General features: G+C 45.5%; 13 protein-coding genes and 2 pseudogenes. 13 read left to right on the forward strand and 2 right to left on the reverse strand.

Annotation, left to right across the window (positions count from 1 at the left end):
* Positions 1 to 79 precede the first annotated feature (79 nt).
* The 8 genes and pseudogenes from AC6B99_RS01160 to AC6B99_RS01195 all read left to right on the forward strand — a co-directional run.
* Positions 80 to 292, forward strand: a pseudogene (locus tag AC6B99_RS01160) (hypothetical protein); the annotation flags it as partial.
* Between the two features lie 135 nt (positions 293 to 427).
* On the forward strand, positions 428 to 1921 hold the full coding sequence (locus AC6B99_RS01165; protein ID WP_496662551.1) for an MGH1-like glycoside hydrolase domain-containing protein: 1494 nt from the start codon (positions 428 to 430) through the stop codon (positions 1919 to 1921).
* Positions 1922 to 2145: 224 nt separating this feature from the next.
* A complete protein-coding gene (locus AC6B99_RS01170; RefSeq protein ID WP_496662552.1) occupies positions 2146 to 3801 on the forward strand; it encodes an extracellular solute-binding protein in 1656 nt (551 codons plus the stop codon).
* Between the two features lie 204 nt (positions 3802 to 4005).
* Positions 4006 to 5607, forward strand: a complete 1602-nt coding sequence (locus AC6B99_RS01175) for a sensor histidine kinase (protein ID WP_496662553.1) — start codon at positions 4006 to 4008, stop codon at positions 5605 to 5607.
* Positions 5608 to 5645: 38 nt separating this feature from the next.
* Positions 5646 to 7292, forward strand: a complete 1647-nt coding sequence (locus AC6B99_RS01180; protein ID WP_496662554.1) for a response regulator — start codon at positions 5646 to 5648, stop codon at positions 7290 to 7292.
* Positions 7293 to 7384: 92 nt separating this feature from the next.
* Positions 7385 to 8290, forward strand: coding sequence for an ABC transporter permease (locus AC6B99_RS01185; protein ID WP_496662555.1), 906 nt, complete (start codon positions 7385 to 7387; stop codon positions 8288 to 8290).
* A 14-nt stretch (positions 8291 to 8304) separates the two neighbouring features.
* Complete coding sequence (locus AC6B99_RS01190) at positions 8305 to 9183, forward strand: carbohydrate ABC transporter permease (protein ID WP_496662556.1); 879 nt, start codon at positions 8305 to 8307, stop codon at positions 9181 to 9183.
* Between the two features lie 260 nt (positions 9184 to 9443).
* Positions 9444 to 9620: a glycoside hydrolase family 30 beta sandwich domain-containing protein gene (locus AC6B99_RS01195; protein WP_496662690.1), complete on the forward strand. Its 177-nt coding sequence runs from the start codon at positions 9444 to 9446 to the stop codon at positions 9618 to 9620.
* Here AC6B99_RS01195 and AC6B99_RS01200 read toward each other — a convergent pair.
* Positions 9610 to 10458 (reverse strand): annotated as a pseudogene (locus tag AC6B99_RS01200) (IS110 family transposase); the annotation flags it as partial. The gene AC6B99_RS01195 and the pseudogene AC6B99_RS01200 overlap by 11 nt on opposite strands.
* A gap of 295 nt (positions 10459 to 10753) precedes the next feature.
* On the opposite strand from AC6B99_RS01200, the gene AC6B99_RS01205 reads away from it, so the two are divergent.
* The gene (locus AC6B99_RS01205) at positions 10754 to 11464 is read left to right on the forward strand and encodes a DUF421 domain-containing protein (RefSeq protein WP_496662557.1); all 711 of its coding nucleotides are present in this window, start codon (positions 10754 to 10756) and stop codon (positions 11462 to 11464) included.
* Positions 11465 to 11642: 178 nt separating this feature from the next.
* Here AC6B99_RS01205 and acnA read toward each other — a convergent pair whose 3' ends face one another.
* Positions 11643 to 14354, reverse strand: a complete 2712-nt coding sequence (acnA, locus tag AC6B99_RS01210) for an aconitate hydratase AcnA (protein ID WP_496662558.1) — start codon at positions 14352 to 14354, stop codon at positions 11643 to 11645.
* A gap of 384 nt (positions 14355 to 14738) precedes the next feature.
* On the opposite strand from acnA, the gene AC6B99_RS01215 reads away from it, so the two are divergent.
* From AC6B99_RS01215 to uvsE, 4 genes are read left to right on the forward strand one after another with little or no spacing between them, the layout of a single operon-like run.
* Positions 14739 to 16046, forward strand: a complete 1308-nt coding sequence (locus AC6B99_RS01215) for an amidase domain-containing protein (protein ID WP_327204897.1) — start codon at positions 14739 to 14741, stop codon at positions 16044 to 16046.
* A 33-nt stretch (positions 16047 to 16079) separates the two neighbouring features.
* A complete protein-coding gene (locus tag AC6B99_RS01220; RefSeq protein ID WP_494858840.1) occupies positions 16080 to 17192 on the forward strand; it encodes a D-alanine--D-alanine ligase in 1113 nt (370 codons plus the stop codon).
* Between the two features lie 41 nt (positions 17193 to 17233).
* Positions 17234 to 17551 carry a hypothetical protein gene (locus AC6B99_RS01225; protein ID WP_046232147.1) on the forward strand — a complete coding sequence of 106 codons (318 nt, stop codon included), beginning with the start codon at positions 17234 to 17236 and terminating at the stop codon, positions 17549 to 17551.
* 3 nt (positions 17552 to 17554) lie between these two features.
* Complete coding sequence (uvsE, locus tag AC6B99_RS01230) at positions 17555 to 18601, forward strand: UV DNA damage repair endonuclease UvsE (RefSeq protein ID WP_056030859.1); 1047 nt, start codon at positions 17555 to 17557, stop codon at positions 18599 to 18601.
* Positions 18602 to 18685 lie beyond the last annotated feature (84 nt).

The following is an 18685-nucleotide window of genomic DNA, read 5'->3' on the forward strand; positions in this document are numbered from 1 at the left end:
AGAGAGGAAATTAGAATGACAGCAACGAAGGAGAAACAACTTGAGGTAATCGCGACGGGAAAAAACGGCTTTTCAGGTTGAGAAGGATAAACTTCTCGATGCACTATTGCTTTGCGCGAAAGTAGTTCAGAAAACATCGGCGATTCCGTTGTTATCCTGCATCAAATTTGATTTGAAGGGTGTAATGCTATTCATCACCGCGATGGATATTACCCAAGCAGTGCTTCGTATGTTAAAAGTCACCAACGTCAACTTCGTATACCAGTACTTTTTTATATATTCTCCTATTTAACATAATAGTGTGATAAATAACTGTTTTCATGTGAGATATAACAATTCATTAACATTATCATTACACTATACAAGCGGAAGTACTTATGCTCGAGAAGAAGAAAAAAAGGATTAATTAATCGGGAGGTTTGAAGTAATGAGCTATTTGGATATGTATGTGGATAACCGGTTCGTAAAAGAAAATGTCTTTTTGCAGATGGCGGCAGAAAAGGAAGATCTGCCGATTTTCGAAGATGTGAAGGGGTATTTGCCGAGACCGTTTTGGGAAGGTTATGAAGATGCCATTTCTTGCTATTGGAAAGCATGGGAACTGGCTTTTAAAAACCTGAGAAAGCCGACGAGGAAGAACGGTTTCGTTACGAATTACATTGATACCGCCTTTAACGATTGTCTGTTCATGTGGGATTCCTGTTTTATCTTGCTCTTTGCAAGGTATGGAAAGAATGCCTTTGATTTTCAAAAGACCCTGGACAACCTTTATGCCAAGCAGCACGGGGACGGTTTTATCTGCAGGGAGATTAACGAGCTAGACGGCAAGGACCGGTTTCACCGCTTTGACGTGGTCAGCACAGGACCGAACATCCTACCTTTAACGGAGTGGGAATATTATTTGAATTACAAGGACAAGGAACGATTGGAAAAGGTGTTTCCCGTATTGGCCGCTTATCACTTATGGCTGAAGGAATTCAGAACCTGGACTGATGGAAGCTATTGGTCATCTGGCTGGGGATGTGGCATGGACAACACCCCCCGATTGGAAAAGAAATACGACGATTCCTTTTCCCACGGGCACATGGTCTGGGTGGATGCCTGCTTGCAGCAGATTCTAAGCGCTAAATTGCTCGTGAAGATGAGCGACGTTATCGATAGAAGACAGGAAATGCGGGATTTCGAGGAGGAGATCGTTATACTTACGGATTTTGTGAACCGTAAGCTGTGGGATCACGACAGTGCCTTTTACTACGATCTCTGGAAAAGTGGGGAGTTGAACCATGTTAAGACCATCGGGTCTTACTGGGCTTTGCTCGCCGATATCGTCCCGGAGGATCAAAAGGACAGGTTCATCTCCCATTTGGGCAATGAAAACGAGTTTAAACGTCCCCATCCGATTCCAACGCTTTCCGCCGATCATGCGGAGTACGAAGAGGACGGCGACTACTGGAGAGGCGGAGTTTGGGCGCCGACCAACTACATGGTGCTGAAAGGCCTTCATGAAAACGGGTATGACGCCTTGGCTCATGAGATTGCCATGAAGCATTTGGACAATGTCCTGAAGGTTTATGAGAGTACAGAAACCCTCTGGGAAAACTATTCTCCGGAGAAAGCGACTCCCGGCAACCCGGCCAAGTCGGATTTCGTCGGATGGTCAGGGCTTTCGCCAATCGCTATTCTTTTCGAATATGTCTTTGGCCTGAAGCCGGATGTGCCCAGTGCTACCCTAGAATGGGATGTAAGGCTTCTCGATGCCCATGGCATCTCCAGATACCCCTTCGGAAACGACGGTCTCCTGGAGCTCCGCTGTGAGAAGCGATCGTCTTCGAAGGAGAAGCCGGTGATCACTGCGGTATCCAATATTCCTGTTACCCTTGTCATAAAATGGGAAAATGGGGAAGAAACCTTAAAGCTGTAGTAAGATTACCTCTATATAAACGCCGATCAATGTACATTTTATTTGGTGTTCTGGGAGGGATTCGTTCATGAATCAATCTAAACGTGTCGCAGGCACCTTCAAACAGGTGACTATCCTACAAATTAGTACCATTAGATTTTAAAATTTTATCATTCCATCTAAATACTACACAATGATAAATTGAGATTGTAAAATATCTTATTAGTACGGGGGAGATTACATCAATGCAATCTAAGAAAATCAAGCGTTTGATCTTGTTCATGCTTCTCTTTTCATTAACGGCTATTCCGTTATACGGTTGTTCAAGTAATAATAGCGAGCAAGCTGCAGAGAAGTCTGAGTTTAAAGATGGGAAATTTAATCCACCTGTTACTATTAATTATGTTCGTGAAGTTGGCAATGAAATCAAGTTTCGTGATGGGGAAACGATTAACGATAATGTGCACACAAGATGGGCAAAAGATGAATTGGGTATTATAATTAATCATCCATGGACAACTCCTGGTGGATCCGATCAATTTTCCCAGAAGATTAGATTGTCACTTTCCGCGAATGAAGAGCTTCCTGATGTAATGATGGTTAATGGTACACTGTTAACGGATCTTGTTGATTCTGGCAAATTCCTGTCCATCGATGAAGCGATTGATCAGTTTGCATCAGATCGGCTAAAAGCCCTTTATAAACAATTTCCTGAATCGTTTTACTCAGCTATGAAAGATGGTAAAAGATACGGTCTTCCTGTATTCTCTGGCGGTAACGGTTCAGATCCCGTCATGTGGATCAGACAAGATTGGCTTGACAAGCTTCAGATGAAAGCACCAACGACTTTGGCGGAGCTTGAGCAATTAATGGACGCCTTCGTGAATAAAGATCCCGATGGGAATAACAAGAAAGATACGGTTGCACTTGCTATCGGAAGTAGCATAGCATCTTGGATTGCTGATTCAAGCTTTCTCTGGGGCGCTTTAGGTTCTCATGGATTGCCAAACAGATGGTATGAGAATTCGGAAGGCAAATTGCAATATGGGTCCATTGTTCCGGAGACGAAGGCCGCTCTTGGCAAGTTAAAGGAATGGACGGATAAAGGCTATGTGGATAAAGATTTTATGATCAATGATTCAGGCAAAGCTGCTGAGAGGTTTACAGCCGGCAATGAAGGAATCATCTTCGGGCCAGCATGGATGGTTGGTTGGCCGAATCCAGATGTCCTCAAGAATGTACCAAGTGCAGTATTAAAGCCATACCCAATAGTTTCAGGACCTAATGGTGAAATCGGACGTACGGGTGAAGGCTTAACCGTTGGATATTTTGTCTTCAACAAGAATTTCAAACATATGGATGCGTTCTTCCGTTATCTAGATGCGCTTTATGGTTTTCAGTATGGGGATGAGAAGTACTTTAAAAACGGTTGGTATGAAGGATATGACTTTGTTATTAAGCCGGACGGAAGCGTCAGCTATGATGATTCGGATATTCCTGGAGGTAAACTAGATCCTTCGAAGTATACGATGACCAGAAATGCGCCAGATATCCCATTCAAAGCCTACGATACAATGAAGAAATTGTCCGATGGACTTGAACCAATAACGGTTTTTGAGAAACAATTGGCAACCAGTGTTAACATTGATAGGGAAGCAGCGACTATTACGACCGATCAGAATAAGTATCGGATCGCGGATATGTTCACGGGTAGCCCAACAACTACAATGAAGAGCAAGAAACAGTTTCTGGATAAGATGGAGCAGGAGGTAATCGCTAAAATTGTTTTGGGTAAATCCCCATTGGATGACTTCGATAAATTCGTAGAGGAATGGAAGTCCGGCGGTGGAGATGATATCACGAACGAAGTGAATGAATGGTACAAATCTATAAAAAAATAGTATGAAGGGTTTCAAGACCTAATCAGTATCAATCTGATTAGGTCTTTTACTCAGCTAATGTCAAGGATCAGAAGGCTGAAAGTAGGTTGATGGCATATGTTTTTCAAAAAGAAAAGCATTTATACGAAGACGTTATGGAGCATATCGCTGTTGGTTACACTGATTGTCCTCTTATATGCATATTCAAATTACATGAGCTTGACTGTGATCAAGCATGAAATAAAAACATCAAATTTGAATCGATTATCGTTCCTTCGTACTCAAATGGATACAATGATGAAGCAAATAGATCAGTCTGCGTCGATTATAAGTCGGGACTCGGTGGTCAACACCTTCTCTTTGATGGACGATTCTGATTTATATGAATTTCTAATAACCAATCAGGAAATACGCGAGCGATTATTAATAAATAAAGCTGCCAGCAATTGGAGTAATGACTTCACACTATATTTTTCAAATAAACAAATTATTAGTACGATGAGATATGCCCATCAATACAATTTAAAGGATATAGATAAGAATTTATCCTTTTCTTGGACCCCTTACCTATGGGAATACGGGCAAATGAAAGAAAAACGTTTTATAAAGCATTTTGTATTGCCCGATACGAATGGTCTTGTAATCGCGGTTAGTTTTGAGGAAAGCAATATAGTTGAAATGTTGAATAGCTTTAAGAAGGCGAACAATGGAGATCCATTTCTATACACGAATCAGAAGAAGATCATACCGAACCGAACGGCCCAAGGGGCTTTGATCTCATCGGTATTGCGTTTATTTGATGAAAACTCTACTGGTGAATCCGGCTATCGCCAAGTGAACATAGACGGAAAAGCTTATTTATTTCTTTATGTAAAGCTACAGGAAACAGACTGGTATCTCATTGATTACGTGTCTCTGGACACTATCTTCAAGCCGATTGAGAGGAGCAGTTATTTATTTTATGCTTCTATCGGATTCGTTGTTATCACGAGTATCTTTGCATTATTAATGTTATATCGCTACGTTCAAATACCGATAAGGAAACTGGTTTCCGCAGTAGGGAGATTAAAATCGGGAGATTTTTCAACACGCATTCAAACCGGCTCTAATAATGAGTTCGGTTATCTATATATTCGTTTTAATGAAATGGCAGTTCAAATTCAAGAATTAATCGAAAAGGTATATGTTGAACAAATTCAGACGAGAGATGCGAATATGAAGCAACTTCAATCTCAGATCAACCCTCATTTCCTTTATAATTCACTGGAATATATCAACAGTATGATACGTATGAAGCAATTGGATGCTGCGGAAAGAATGACGTATAATCTGGGCGATTACTATCGTTATATGACACGTGTGGAAAATCAAATGGTAACAGTAAGGGAAGAGATGGATCTAGTTGAAAATTATCTAGAGATTCAATCGATGCGTGCTAGTCGAATTTATTATGAGATCGAAATGGATGAAGTTCTTAAGTCTCAAGTCATCCCTCGTTTATGTATTCAGCCTATTGTCGAGAATGCTCTCATTCATGGTCTTGAAGGAAAAGCGGGATACGGCACCATTCATATTAGGGGAATTAAAGAGGAGAATTACTATCGAATAGAAGTGACGGATAACGGTGTCGGAATGGAAGAGAAGGCAATTGGACAACTATTGAAGCAGTTGCAAACACGGGATTTAGACAATATAAGTTGTGGATTGTGGAACGTTCATAATCGTCTGAGATACAAGTTCGGGGAAGACTCCGGTATTTTACTGAGAACCAATAAGGAAAGCGGATTAACCGTTATCTTACAATGGAAAAGTGCTGAATCCGTGTAAGTTAGAGGTTGATGGCGTATATAGAGGAGTTGATCGTTATGTATAGTGTATTGCTAGTTGATGATGAGATCCATCTAATTGAAAGCTTGGAAGAGACTATAGACTGGAAAGCGCTTGAAATATCCAATCTATACTTGGCTTATTCTGTAGATGAAGGCATCGATATACTTTTAAACCACTCCATCGATATTGTAATAACAGATATTCGAATGCCCCAAAAAAATGGGTTGGCATTAATACAAGAAATTTCGATTAAATGGCCAAGGATTAGATGCATTCTGCTATCAGGCTATGCAGAATTCGAATATGCCATCAAAGCTATTGAACTGAAGGTGATCGAATATTTGATGAAGCCAATACGGATCGATCAATTTATTCAAGCCGTTCAAAAGGCGGTTTCCCTTATTAAGGAAGAAGGCGAAAAGATCGTTTCAACCCAACACCTACAGCGTCAAATAAAAGAAAACTTACCAATAATTCGGGCAAGTCTGTTAAAAGAACTGCTCCGAGGTAGGAAATATACACATGAAGAACTTCTGGCGAAGCTGAGTTTTTGTAAATTGTCCTTTGATCCGCTACACGAATGCTCTATGTTCATCATTCGGTTGGAAGAGCCATTCGGCAACTTTCTAGACTCAGATCGAACCATTCTGGAATATGCCGTATTAAACATAGTAGAAGAATTAATAAAACCGGAGTTACTTATGTGGTATTGCAAAGATATTCATGAAAATCTGGTGTTCTTTGTGCAAATGAAAGAGAAAGACCCGTCACCTCGAATCTCTGGACCTGCCAAGATCACCTTACTTGAGAAACTAACGATAGAGATTCAACATAATGTGCAGATTTATTTAAAAGGTCATATCTCTTTGATCGTGGGTGAATGGGTTGAGTTTGCCAATGGAATCGGACCTTTGTATAAGAAGTGTATTGCTCTTCTGAGGCAACATGCATCTGTTCAGGACGAGATCTTCATGACCATATATGATGTGAAAAAAAACTCCTGGGTGAAAGCATTAGACGGCTTATACGAGCCTCCCCTATTATCCCAGCTTCTTGAGGCGGGTAAATGGGATCTCATTGATGAAAAATTAGATCAAGTTTTTAATGAAATTAAGCAATTACAAAATTCTCCAAAAGAACATTTACATGAAGCTGCCCTAGCTATCTCGAGCGCGATTATCCATATGCTTCATAATAATGGTGTAGTCCTTTATGAAGTGTTTGGAAATGAGCAGCAAGGCTTCCATCATGTAAGTAGTTTCAATCAAATATATGATTTGGAGAGATGGACGTCCATTGTCTTTCAGCAAGTTCGAAAGCATTTCGAGGAAAAAACGCAGGAGAATAACGAATCCATCGTGGCTGCCGTTCACCGGATTATTCATGCATTACCCCTGCAGGAGCTGACAGTAGGGTTGATTGCGGATCAGATGTCGCTGCATCCGGCTTATTTATCAAAGATATATAAAACGGAAACAGGCGAGAATATATCAGATCATATTATCCACTTGAAGCTCGAACGTGCTAAACAACTGCTCCTAGGGACCAATGATAAAGTTTATGAGATTACAGATCAGCTAGGTTATCAGAACCCTCAATATATGATTAAGATATTCAAGAGGCATTATGGAGTAACGCCTCAAGAATACCGAGATCAAAAAACAAAATCTTCAGGTCATTAAAATCCTGCCATTTGAGATGAGATTTGTGCCCTATAAACATCTATTTCTCGCTTGTTATAATGTTTGTACAAACAGAGAAAAGGAGTTTTTAAATGGGAAATCGTTCATTGTACAAGAGGAATTATCAGCTTTATCTGATGATCATACCGGGAATAATAAGTGCTTTCATTTTTTACTATCTCCCGATGGCTGGTGCTATCATGGCTTTTCAGGACTTTAAACCTTGGTTGGGTTTTATAGAATCACCATGGGTTGGGTTTAAGCATTTTCATACTATATTCCAATATGATGAATCTAAACAGGTCATCTGGAATACGCTGGTGATTGCAAGTTTGAAGATAGTCTTTGGATTAATTGTTCCTGTTACGTTCGCACTCCTGTTAAATGAAGTTCGAAATACGAAACTTAAAAAAACAGTTCAAACCTTGGTTTATTTTCCGCACTTTCTCTCCTGGGTATTATTGGGGGGGATATTACTAGACATTTTATCTCCCAATGGGGGACTCCTGAACCGATTCATAGAAGGTGTTTTTGGAATTGAACCATTCTTTTTCCTAGGAGATGGCACTTTATTCCGGATTACGGTTATCGTGAGTGATGTATGGAAAGAATTCGGGTTTTCAACAATTGTATTTTTGGCCTCATTAGCAGGTATTAGTCCTACACTGTACGAAGCTTCTGTCATGGACGGGGCTAATCGTTGGAAACAGACCGTTCATGTGACAATCCCCGGCATACTTCCTATCATCATTGTAATGGGGACCCTCGCGCTAGGTAATGTTCTAAATGCAGGGTTCGACCAGATATTTAACTTGTATAATCCGTTAGTATATGACAAGGGCGATATTATCGATACGTATGTATATCGCATGTCTATCATTAATGGTGATTACAGCTTTGGTACAGCGGTTGGATTATTCAAATCTATTGTCGCTATGATTCTCATTATTATTTCGTACAGATTAGCTTATAAATTTGCGAATTACCGGATCTTTTAGCAGGGGGCAACGATATGAATAAGGTAAAGCGTGGATATTCTATATTTACAATCGGAAACAATGTGTTTTTAATTTTAGTCGCATTATTGTGTATCATTCCATTGATCCATATTCTAGCAGTTTCTTTTAGCGGACGCGCCGCAGCAAATGCCAATATTGTCGGCCTATGGCCGGTAGATTTTAATGTAGATGCCTACGTTAAGACGATAGGTAACGAACAATTTGTCAATGCAATATGGACTACGATTAAACGAACAGTGCTGGGCACGGCCATCGGCATGGCTATTACTGTTTTAACCGCTTATCCGCTCTCTAAAGAAAGCAACGTATTTAAAGGTAGAACCGTATTCGCTTGGGCACTAGTGTTTACAATGCTATTTAGCGGTGGTTTAGTGCCAACATACATCCTGGTTCAGAAGTTACATTTGTTTAATACGATATGGGCGTTAATTCTACCCGGAATCGTAGGTGTTTATAATATTATTCTGATGTTGAATTTCTTTCGAATTATACCGAAGGAACTAGAAGAAGCTTCGCTGATCGATGGTGCCAATCACATAACGATCTTGCTACGTGTATACTTGCCTATTTCGTTACCGTCGCTTGCAACTCTCATACTATTCACTATGGTTGGGCATTGGAATTCATGGTTTGATGGATTAATATATATGACCAAACCAGAAAACTATCCACTTGCTACTTATTTACAAACGGTCATTGTCCAGCAAGATTTCAGTAAAATATCAGTGAAAGCTGAGGACTTGGCTAATATATCCCAAAGAACGGTCAAATCAGCGCAAATTTTTATTGGAATGCTACCTATTCTTCTTATTTATCCATTTTTTCAAAGGTTCTTTGTTAAAGGAATTGTTGTTGGGGCTGTAAAAGAATAGTATATAAGTCTTCATATTGAGGGGGATGTAAGGAAGTCTTAGACTAGATGATATTAGTTCCTTATTGACTTACTATAATAAACAAATGGTTGAACCAGTGAACATAATCCCTGAGTTCAATATGAAGTTGCTCTGAATTAAAAAAACAACGACTGACCAATTAACGTACAGAACTTGTTTTCAGCCTCCTGGAGAAACTTTACACCTGAAATTAAATTAACGGGCACTTCGGTCGATTTGTTTGTCCGGGATCGCATATTATTGCATCCAGCTACGGGTCGGCAGCCAGTGTATCTAATGTTGCGTTTCTAAGTTCTTCCGGCAAACAGGTTATTGTAGTCCTATTCAATGAAAACGAAGCGCCGCAGCCATTTACGCTGGTTTGGGATGACAAACAGGCAACAGGCATTTTGCACAAACAAAATGAACGGCGATAATCTCCGTTTCTACCGTTTGTAAATGCAGGCAAGCAAGATCGTACTCATCGAGCAGTTGCTTCAAGTGGAGCTTGTAGGCATGTGTGGCTCGCTCAGAACCCACAGATCTGCTAGCCAATGAGATAAGAGCTCGAGCTTTTCGATCACCAGAATGCCGTTTCATAAGCGATTTCCAGCCCCGTAAGATATCTTGAGGCTGTAATTTACACAATTCTTCGGGCGTTGGGAAAAGACGAAGTGTGGCCAATGAACCGATACACATGATGTTTTTAAAAACTTGTCGTAACTCAGGAAAAACAACGTCGACCCAGCGGTGGATCTGGTTCTTGACGCTGACGAGACGATGGACAATTGTCTCCCGGTTCGCCATGAGAACGCGCAGTTCCATGAACACTTCACTGGTTTCTTTGATGAAGGTGTAGTAGCCGTTTTTCACCATATCGGCGATTACAAAGGCATCTTTGATGTCGCTTTTAGATGGTGTATTGTCGCGGTTTTCCTTGTTCTTTTTGACGAGATGAGGATTCACCAACACAACCTCGAGTTTGCGGTCTTTGAGCCAAGCAGCAAGGCCGAGCCAGTAGTGGCCGGTTGGTTCCATGCTGATGATGGTGTCGTTTAGTTGGTGCGTTTCCTGCAAACCTCTCATCCACTGCAACAATAGGCCGAAGCTGGTGTCGTCGTTGGAGAAGTGAAGCGGAGTGCCTAGCAGAATTCCACGGAAGTTGACGGCGCGCGCAACGTGGGTTTGTTGGGCGATGTCGATACCGACGACAAGGTGCTGAGTTGAAATACGTTCGAGCAGTTGATTTTGTTTGGTTTGAGCTTTAAACTTCAAGATAGAGCGACCTCCTTATGATGGCTAAAGGGCTATGACCCGTGACTACCCCATCTTACTGGAGGCGCTCGTTTTTGTGCAAAGCGCAAAATTAACGCTCTACAGGAATCCTAACGGGTAACGTTAGTTCAGAAACAGCGACAGTCTAGGACTTTATTCGTATTATTAGGTCAATCAGAGATTTCTGGTTGGCCTTTTTTCTCGTCCTTGGCTGTCGCTGTTTTGATTTGTAGGGTTAGTCTAATATGTTATTTTTTTGATGACATAGGAAATAATAGGGGGAGGAGGTTTGTAAATGACGTATGTGGAAATTTTGATCCGGACAATTCTTGCAGTGGGACTGCTGCTGCTCATTCCCCGGATTCTCGGCAAGCAGACTCTTTCGAATATGACGTTTAACGATTTTGTAACGAGCATTACGCTGGGCTCCCTAGCGGCGAACTTGGCGTTTAATGCCACCCTGAAACCCTCCTACATCTTGCTGTCTCTGATTGTGATTACAGCTATGTCTTTCCTGCTTTCTCTGCTCGCTCTCAAAAGCCGAAAAATGCGCAGCTGGATCTCAGGCTCTCCCACCGTGCTGATAGAAAACGGTAAAGTCATGGAAGCCAACATGCAGAAAATTCGCTATACGCTGGATTCGCTGAACCAAGCGCTAAGGGAAAGGGGCGTTTTCAATATCGAAGAGGTGGAGTATGCCTTGCTCGAAGACAATGGAAGAATCTCTATTCTGAAAAAGGATGCGTACCGGCTTGTCACGAAGCGGGATATGGGGCTGCCGCAGCTATCGCAGGCTTTTCCCGTAGAGCTTATTATGGACGGCGCGGTGATGGAGGAAAATCTGCAGCCGCACGGGCTGACCCGAGAGTGGCTGGAGCATGCGCTGAGGCAGAAGCATAAGGGGAAAACGCTGGCCGATGTGTTCTATGCGGTAAGAGGCACGCAGCAGCAGCTCATCTTCGATTTCTATGAGGATGGTATTGAGCAGCCGCTGGATCAGGAGTAGCAAAGAGACTCGGGGGCAGACAGCGAATAGGGAGCGAGCCTTGGCATGTGGCTGGGAAAAGTAAGGCTTGAGGCCGGATAGTTTCCCTTGCCCTAAAACGAAAAGCAGCGATTCTCCCTTTATGGGGGAAATCGCTGCTTTTCTGAGTTTTTGCGAATCAAGGTAAAGCTTAGGCTTCCTACATGTTAGCAATCATTTGACGAAGCACGGTTTGCAAAATACCGCCATTACGGTAGTAGTCTACATCAACCATGGAGTCCAGACGAACGATAGCTTGGAATTCAAATGCTGTGCCGTCTTCACGGGTTGCTGTTACGGTAACCGTCTCGCCCGCTGTCACATCATTGGACAGTCCAGTAATATCGAACGTTTCGCGACCTGTAATACCAAGCGTTTTCCAGCCGTGGCCTTCTTGGAATTGCAGTGGCAGTACGCCCATGCCTACCAGGTTGGAACGGTGAATACGCTCGAAGCTTTCAGCAATAACGGCTTTTACGCCGAGCAGGAATGTACCTTTTGCCGCCCAGTCACGGGAGCTTCCTGTGCCGTATTCTTTACCAGCGATAACGACAAGGTTTTTGCCGGATTTTTGATACTTCATGGAAGCATCGTAGATCGACATGACTTCGTCAGTTGGCAGGTAAGTCGTTACGCCGCCCTCAGTGCCCGGAGCCACTTGGTTACGGATACGGATGTTGGCGAATGTACCGCGCATCATGACTTCGTGGTTACCACGACGCGAGCCGTACGAGTTGAAATCTTCTCTTTTTACGCCATTTTCGATCAAATATTCGCCGCCTGGGCTATCTGCTTTAATGTTGCCGGCAGGGGAGATATGGTCAGTTGTAACTGAGTCGCCCATAAGCGCAAGCACATTTGCAGAATGGATGTCGGCAATGTCGTTAAGCTCCGTACCAAGGTTTTCAAAGAACGGCGGATTTTGAATATAAGTGGATTTTGGATCCCACTCATAGCTTTCGCCTTCTGGTACGTCGATTGCATTCCAACGATCATTTTGCGTAAATACATTTTCATATTTATCACGGAACATTTGCGGATTAAGCGCAGCCGCAGTTGCTTCCTGAATTTCTTTCGAAGTTGGCCAAATATCTTTCAGATAGACCGGGTTGTTGTCTTTGTCATAGCCAATTGCATCCTTGGAAAGGTCGATGTTAACCGTTCCTGCAAGCGCATATGCAACAACAAGCGGAGGAGAAGCCAAATAGTTCGCTTTCACCTGAGCATGAACACGGCCTTCAAAGTTACGGTTACCGGACAATACAGCCGCTACCGTCATGTCGTTGTCAGCAATGGCTTGGCCTACTTCATCAGGAAGCGGACCGGAGTTGCCGATGCAAGTTGCGCAGCCGTAACCTGCAACGTGGAAACCAAGCGCTTCAAGCGGCTCCATCAGGTTCGCTTTCTTCAAGTACTCCGTTACGACGAGCGAGCCCGGCGTCAGGGAGCTTTTCACATATGCTGGCTTGGTTAGTCCGAGAGCTACCGCTTTCTTCGCTACAAGGCCCGCACCTAGCATAACGCTAGGGTTGGAGGTGTTCGTACAGCTTGTGATAGCCGCGATAACAACAGCGCCAGTGCCCATTTTGCTAGCTTGGCCGTTCGGGTGCTTCACGTCAACGAGCTGCTCGATCTTCTCATCTGACATGCCGTATCCGCCTTTATCGATTGGCGTGCGGATGATGTTGTTGAACTCATCTTTCATTGCTGTCAGCTCAACGCGGTCTTGAGGACGCTTAGGACCAGCAAGGGAAGGAACAACAGTCGACATATCAAGCTCAATCACATCGGAGAAGACAGGATCTGGCGTCTCATCTGTGCGGAACATATCTTGTGCTTTGTAATAAGCTTCAACCAGAGCGATTTGCTCTTCTGTACGGCCAGTTGCACGCATGAAGTTAAGCGTCTCGCTGTCGACTGGGAAGAAGCCAACGGTTGCGCCGTACTCAGGAGCCATGTTGGCAACCGTTGCACGGTCAGCAAGGCTGATGTTGGACAGGCCGGGACCGAAATACTCGACGAATTTGCCGACAACGCCTTTTTTACGAAGAATTTGCGTAACAGTCAGCGCAAGGTCAGTCGCCGTAGCGCCTTCTGCCAAGCTGCCAGTCAATTTGAAGCCGATAACTTCAGGTGTTACAAAATAAAGCGGTTGGCCCAGCATGCCTGCCTCAGCCTCGATACCGCCAACGCCCCAGCCGACTACGCCAAGACCGTTGATCATTGTTGTATGGGAATCCGTACCAACGAGGGAATCCGGGAAAACAACCGTTTCGCCATCGATGACTTTTGTAGCAGCTACAGATGCAAGGTACTCCAGGTTAACTTGGTGAACGATACCTGTTCCCGGTGGTACAGCGCGGAAGTTATCGAACGCCGTTTGGGCCCAGCGCAGGAAGCGGTAACGCTCTTCATTGCGCTCAAATTCTACCTTGGTGTTGTATTCAAGCGCGTCCGCGTTGCCGAATGCATCAACCATGATCGAGTGGTCGATTACGAGGTCAACCGGTACGAGCGGATTGATTTTTTTAGGGTCGCTGCCAGCGCGTTTAACCGTATCACGCATAGCTGCCAGATCGACTACGACGGGAACGCCCGTGAAATCCTGCAATACGATACGTGCAGGAATAAACGGAATTTCTTTGTCCTCGCGTCCATCTGCCCATGTTGTCAGCTGCTTCACATGCTCAGGCGTAATGGCGCGGCCGTCGAATTGACGTACAGCAGCCTCGAGCAGGACTTTGATGGAGAAAGGAAGCTTGGAAATCTTTCCAAGGCCTTGCTCTTCCAGGCCGGACAAACGGTAATACGCAAAGGATTTGCCGTTTACGTCAAGCGAGGTGCGAACGGAGTAATGATTTTGTTGAGACATGGTTCAAGTTCCTCCTTAGGTGGCTTTACTTTTGAAAAAGAAAAGGAAATATTCTTCAGTGGGTGTTTCGCTCTGTGAAACACGATTTCAAATTTGCTATGCTTCTAGTATATCGCTAAATAGGGGCTCTCGTAAAGTCCAATTGTACCCGCTTTCTCGAATATTGGCGCCCATTTTAGGCATTTAGGCTGATGGACGAATGTAACCTCCATCCGCAAGGCTTGTTTTAACCTAATAATGGATTATTATGCGAGCTTTTGGCTAGAGCCTCATGTTTGGAGGAATGTGAACATATAAATAAAATGATTAGGCGCTCCGCACCCTTGCCTGGCGTCCGCCGCAGCACGTGCGGATTTAAAGCTTGCTTTTTAGGAGGGAAAGCCGATGTCCTTGCGATCAGACAAACAAACGGCAGGCCGCCGTGCAGGCAAGCAGGAGCGGCAGCCGCTGCTGAACCTGTCCGCCTTTCAGCCGCGCTCCGCCCAGCGGCACGCGCAGCAGCATGCTCAAGAGGGAACGACGAAAGGCGGAGCTCAGCAGGAGAAGCACCAGAATCAGCAGAAGCCAGAGACAGCCGCTGCTGAGCATTCGCGAATGGCTGCTTCTTCCATGACCTCGCTCATGCGCTCAGGCGATTCGCCGCCGCTGCTTGGAGAGGAAGAGCAAGGCTGGAAGCCTGCCGTGCATCAGTATGTAAGCCTGTACAATCAGGCGGAAACCGAGCAGCATGCAGCAGCGGTAGATGGCTTCGTCGCGGATAAGGATCATTGCGGCAGGCTCCGCGGCAGGCTGAACCGGCTGCGCGAGCGGGATTTGCTGCGCGGCGTCCTGCCTTCGCGCAGCGAGACGAAGGCGGAGCTGGTCAGGGTGCAGGAGTCTGGTACAGAAGCGTCCGTGCTCATTCGGCTGCATATTAAGCGGCAGATTGAGCATAGAGGATTGCGTTATATAGAAGAGCGGAAAGAAGTGGAGCGGCTATGGCTGGCTGCTGCTGGCGAACGCTGGCACATCGTTCGCATTGAGCCGATCATTGCGGAACGGCGTCCACGCTTCGAGCATGCTTTTCAGGATCAAAATTCGGTTGGAGAGGAAGAGCAGCAGCAGGAAGAAGAGCATTTCCGTCTTCGCTCGGTGCCCTACTTGAATTATGACCTGTTTGCAGCATTCCAGCCCCAAAGCGCCCGCGCGCTGTATCGGCGCGATTTGGCCGCCGCTTATGCCGACCGTTGGTGGAATGTACCAAACCCTGCATATGAGGAGTTTGAGGTCAATTGTACAAATTACATCTCCCAGTCGGTCTTTGCAGGCAATGCTCCGATGAATTATACTGGTAACAGGGGCAGCGGCTGGTGGTACAAAGGCCGTAACGGAGGCAGGGAATGGTGGAGCTACAGCTGGTCGGTGTCGAATGCGCTGACGAACTACTTATCCACTCCCCGGCAGTCAGGACTTCGAGCCAGAGTCGTTGACTCGGCTGAAGAGCTCCAGCTTGGCGATGTGATCACTTATGACTGGAACGGAGACAACCGTTTTCAGCACAGCACGATTGTAACGGCTTTCGATGCAGCGGGTATGCCGCTTGTTAATGCGAATACTGTACCCAGCCGCCATCGCTACTGGGACTATCGCGATTCTTATGCCTGGACGGAACAGACCAGGTACCGTTTTTTTCATATTGAGGATCAATTATAAGTTATTATTTATTATTTTACCGGAGGATATGCGATGGGGACGAAAGTAAACGTAGCACTTGTTTATGGAGGAAAATCAGGCGAGCATGAAGTTTCGCTGCAGACAGCGTTCGCAGTAATGGGAGAATTTGATTACGATAAATACGCAATTACCCCCTTCTATATTACTAAGCAGGGCGAGTGGAGAGTGGGCGGCAAGCTAGGCAGCAAGCCGCAAACCGTCAGCGAGCTGCGTCTTGCAGCAGCCGCTTCCGGAGAGGGCTTTCCGCTTGCTCCGCTGTTTGCCGGTTTAGATACATCAGGTGCAGCAGCAGCTGGAGCAACGGCAATTGATGTCGTATTTCCGCTGCTGCATGGCACATTTGGCGAGGATGGCACGATTCAAGGCTTGTTCGAAATGGCTAACATTCCGTACGTCGGCGCAGGCGTGCTGGCATCGGCAGTAGGCATGGACAAGGTGACGATGAAGAAGGTATTTGCGCAAGAAGGGCTGCCGCAATGCGTGTTCCGCTACTTCAACCGTACGCAGTGGGAGAAGGACGCTGCCTTTTTTGTAATGGAATGTGAAGTGGCTCTCGGCTACCCATGCTTCGTTAAGCCAGCCAATCTGGGCTCCAGTGTCGGCATTTCCAAGGCGCGCAACCGCGAAGAGCTGATGTCGGCAATCGACTACGCTTTCAAGTATGACCGCAAAGTCATCGTTGAGGAATTTGTCGATGCGCGAGAAATCGAAGTCGCGGTGCTTGGCAATGACGAGCCTAAAGCTTCTGTGCCGGGCGAGGTTATTGCTTCTAATGAATTTTACGACTATAAGGCAAAATATGTGGATGGCAAATCGGTCATGCAAATTCCAGCCGAGCTTTCGGAGGAAATTTCAGAGTCGGTCAGGGAAATGGCGATTCGCGCCTTTTTGTCCATTGATGGATCGGGCCTTTCCCGCGTAGATTTCTTCATGCGCAGGTCGGACGGCCAGCTGTTTATTAACGAGGTTAATACGCTGCCGGGCTTTACGCCTTTCAGCATGTATCCGCTTATGTGGAAAGAAACAGGAATGCCTTACCGCGAGCTGCTGGATAAGCTGATTGAGCTTGCCTTGAGACGGCATGGCGAGAAGCAAAAAATCAATTTCGGCGCTAGCGAAGCGTAATAAAAGCAATGGAAATTCACTCTAGAGAAAGGAGGGAGTTCATGGGATTTTCAACCGAGTTTAATTCTGTATGCAAATTCAAGTCAGAGCAGGAGCTTCATGAATTGCTTGAATACGGCAAGGGCAAGATGGTAAAGAGCGGATTTCGCGTATACCCTACCGGCCAGAAGGTCATTGCGTATACGACGAACAATGAGGCCATTGCCATAGTCCGCATCCTCGCTTCGATCGCTGAAATTAATTTTCAAGGCGAAGAAGTGACTGAAGTGGAGATGGAGCTTGTGAGAAAGCTGACTGAGGAAGAGGCTAAAGTGCAGACTGCACTAGCTTACGAAATGTTTTTTGGCGAGCGTGAATAGCGGATGCTGGTTAGATTCGGGTTCGTAGCCATGAGCATGCTGCTGGAAAATGCTTCGCCATCGCGGACGATGACGTTTGCAAATTTTACGAAGCTTGGTGACCGCGAAGCGGCTCTGCGCAAGCTGGAGCGGATCGCCGAGGACAATTTGCACAGTACGCTGCGGATTTTGAAGCATGCCAAGGCGAGCGATATTCAGATGTATCGCTTTTCCTCAAAGCTGATTCCGCTGGCGACCCATCAGGATGTAGCAGATTGGGATGCGTATCCGGCGCTGCGTGAAGCTTTTCGTGAAATTGGTCTGTTTGTGCAAAATAATCGGCTGAGGGTTTCGTTTCACCCCGACCATTTTTGCGTATTCAGCACGCCAAGGCCCGAGGTGCTGGAAAGCTCCAAACGGGACATGGAATATCATGTCCGCATGCTAGAGGCGATGGGACTGCCGGAGTCAGTCAAGTGCAACATACATATTGGCGGTGCATATGGCGACAAGATGGTCGCAGGTGCACGCTTTATCCGGCAGTTTCATGCGCTCCCAGAGCGCTATCGGCACCGCGTAACGCTGGAGAACGACGATAAGACGTTCAATGCAGTGGAGACGCTGGAGGCGGCTCAGGCCGTGGAAGTGCCGATGGTGCTTGATGTGCATCACCATCAAGTGAATGATGGCGGCGTCTCCTTGGACAAGCTGTGCAGCAGCCTTTGGCCGCAAATTGCTGAAACGTGGCTGCTTGAAGAGCAGCGGCTTAATAGCGAAGCGGCAGAGGCTGCGGACGGTGCGGAAAAAATGAGCCTGCCGCCCAAAATCCATTTTTCCAGTCCGAAGGAAGGTCCGAATCCGCGCAGTCATGCCGACTATTTGAATGCAGGCGAGCTGCTGTTGTTTTTGCGGAAGGTGGCGGCGGTGACGCCGCAGCTTGACTGCATGCTCGAAGCGAAGCTCAAGGATAAAGCGCTGCTGGCGCTTATGGATGATTTCCGCATATTGGCGGCTAGAGGCGAAGGCGTTCGGATTGTGGACGGCGGCAGTATTGAGGTAACCGAGCTATAAGATTTTCAAAAGCATGCAGCACCGTCAGCTATCGTTGACGGTGCTCTTCTACTAGGAATGAAAAGTGATGGTGTAGGGGAACAT

The organism is Paenibacillus liaoningensis (assembly GCF_059609455.1).

Coding starts and splice junctions, on each gene's coding strand:
- AC6B99_RS01185 (WP_496662555.1), top strand. CDS start 7,385: ATGGGAAATCGTTCATTGTACAAGAGGAATTATCAGCTTTATCTGATG.
- AC6B99_RS01170 (WP_496662552.1), top strand. CDS start 2,146: ATGCAATCTAAGAAAATCAAGCGTTTGATCTTGTTCATGCTTCTCTTT.
- uvsE (WP_056030859.1), top strand. CDS start 17,555: ATGCTGGTTAGATTCGGGTTCGTAGCCATGAGCATGCTGCTGGAAAAT.
- AC6B99_RS01190 (WP_496662556.1), top strand. CDS start 8,305: ATGAATAAGGTAAAGCGTGGATATTCTATATTTACAATCGGAAACAAT.
- AC6B99_RS01180 (WP_496662554.1), top strand. CDS start 5,646: ATGTATAGTGTATTGCTAGTTGATGATGAGATCCATCTAATTGAAAGC.
- AC6B99_RS01165 (WP_496662551.1), top strand. CDS start 428: ATGAGCTATTTGGATATGTATGTGGATAACCGGTTCGTAAAAGAAAAT.
- acnA (WP_496662558.1), bottom strand. CDS start 14,354: ATGTCTCAACAAAATCATTACTCCGTTCGCACCTCGCTTGACGTAAAC.
- AC6B99_RS01220 (WP_494858840.1), top strand. CDS start 16,080: ATGGGGACGAAAGTAAACGTAGCACTTGTTTATGGAGGAAAATCAGGC.
- AC6B99_RS01205 (WP_496662557.1), top strand. CDS start 10,754: ATGACGTATGTGGAAATTTTGATCCGGACAATTCTTGCAGTGGGACTG.
- AC6B99_RS01215 (WP_327204897.1), top strand. CDS start 14,739: ATGTCCTTGCGATCAGACAAACAAACGGCAGGCCGCCGTGCAGGCAAG.
- AC6B99_RS01225 (WP_046232147.1), top strand. CDS start 17,234: ATGGGATTTTCAACCGAGTTTAATTCTGTATGCAAATTCAAGTCAGAG.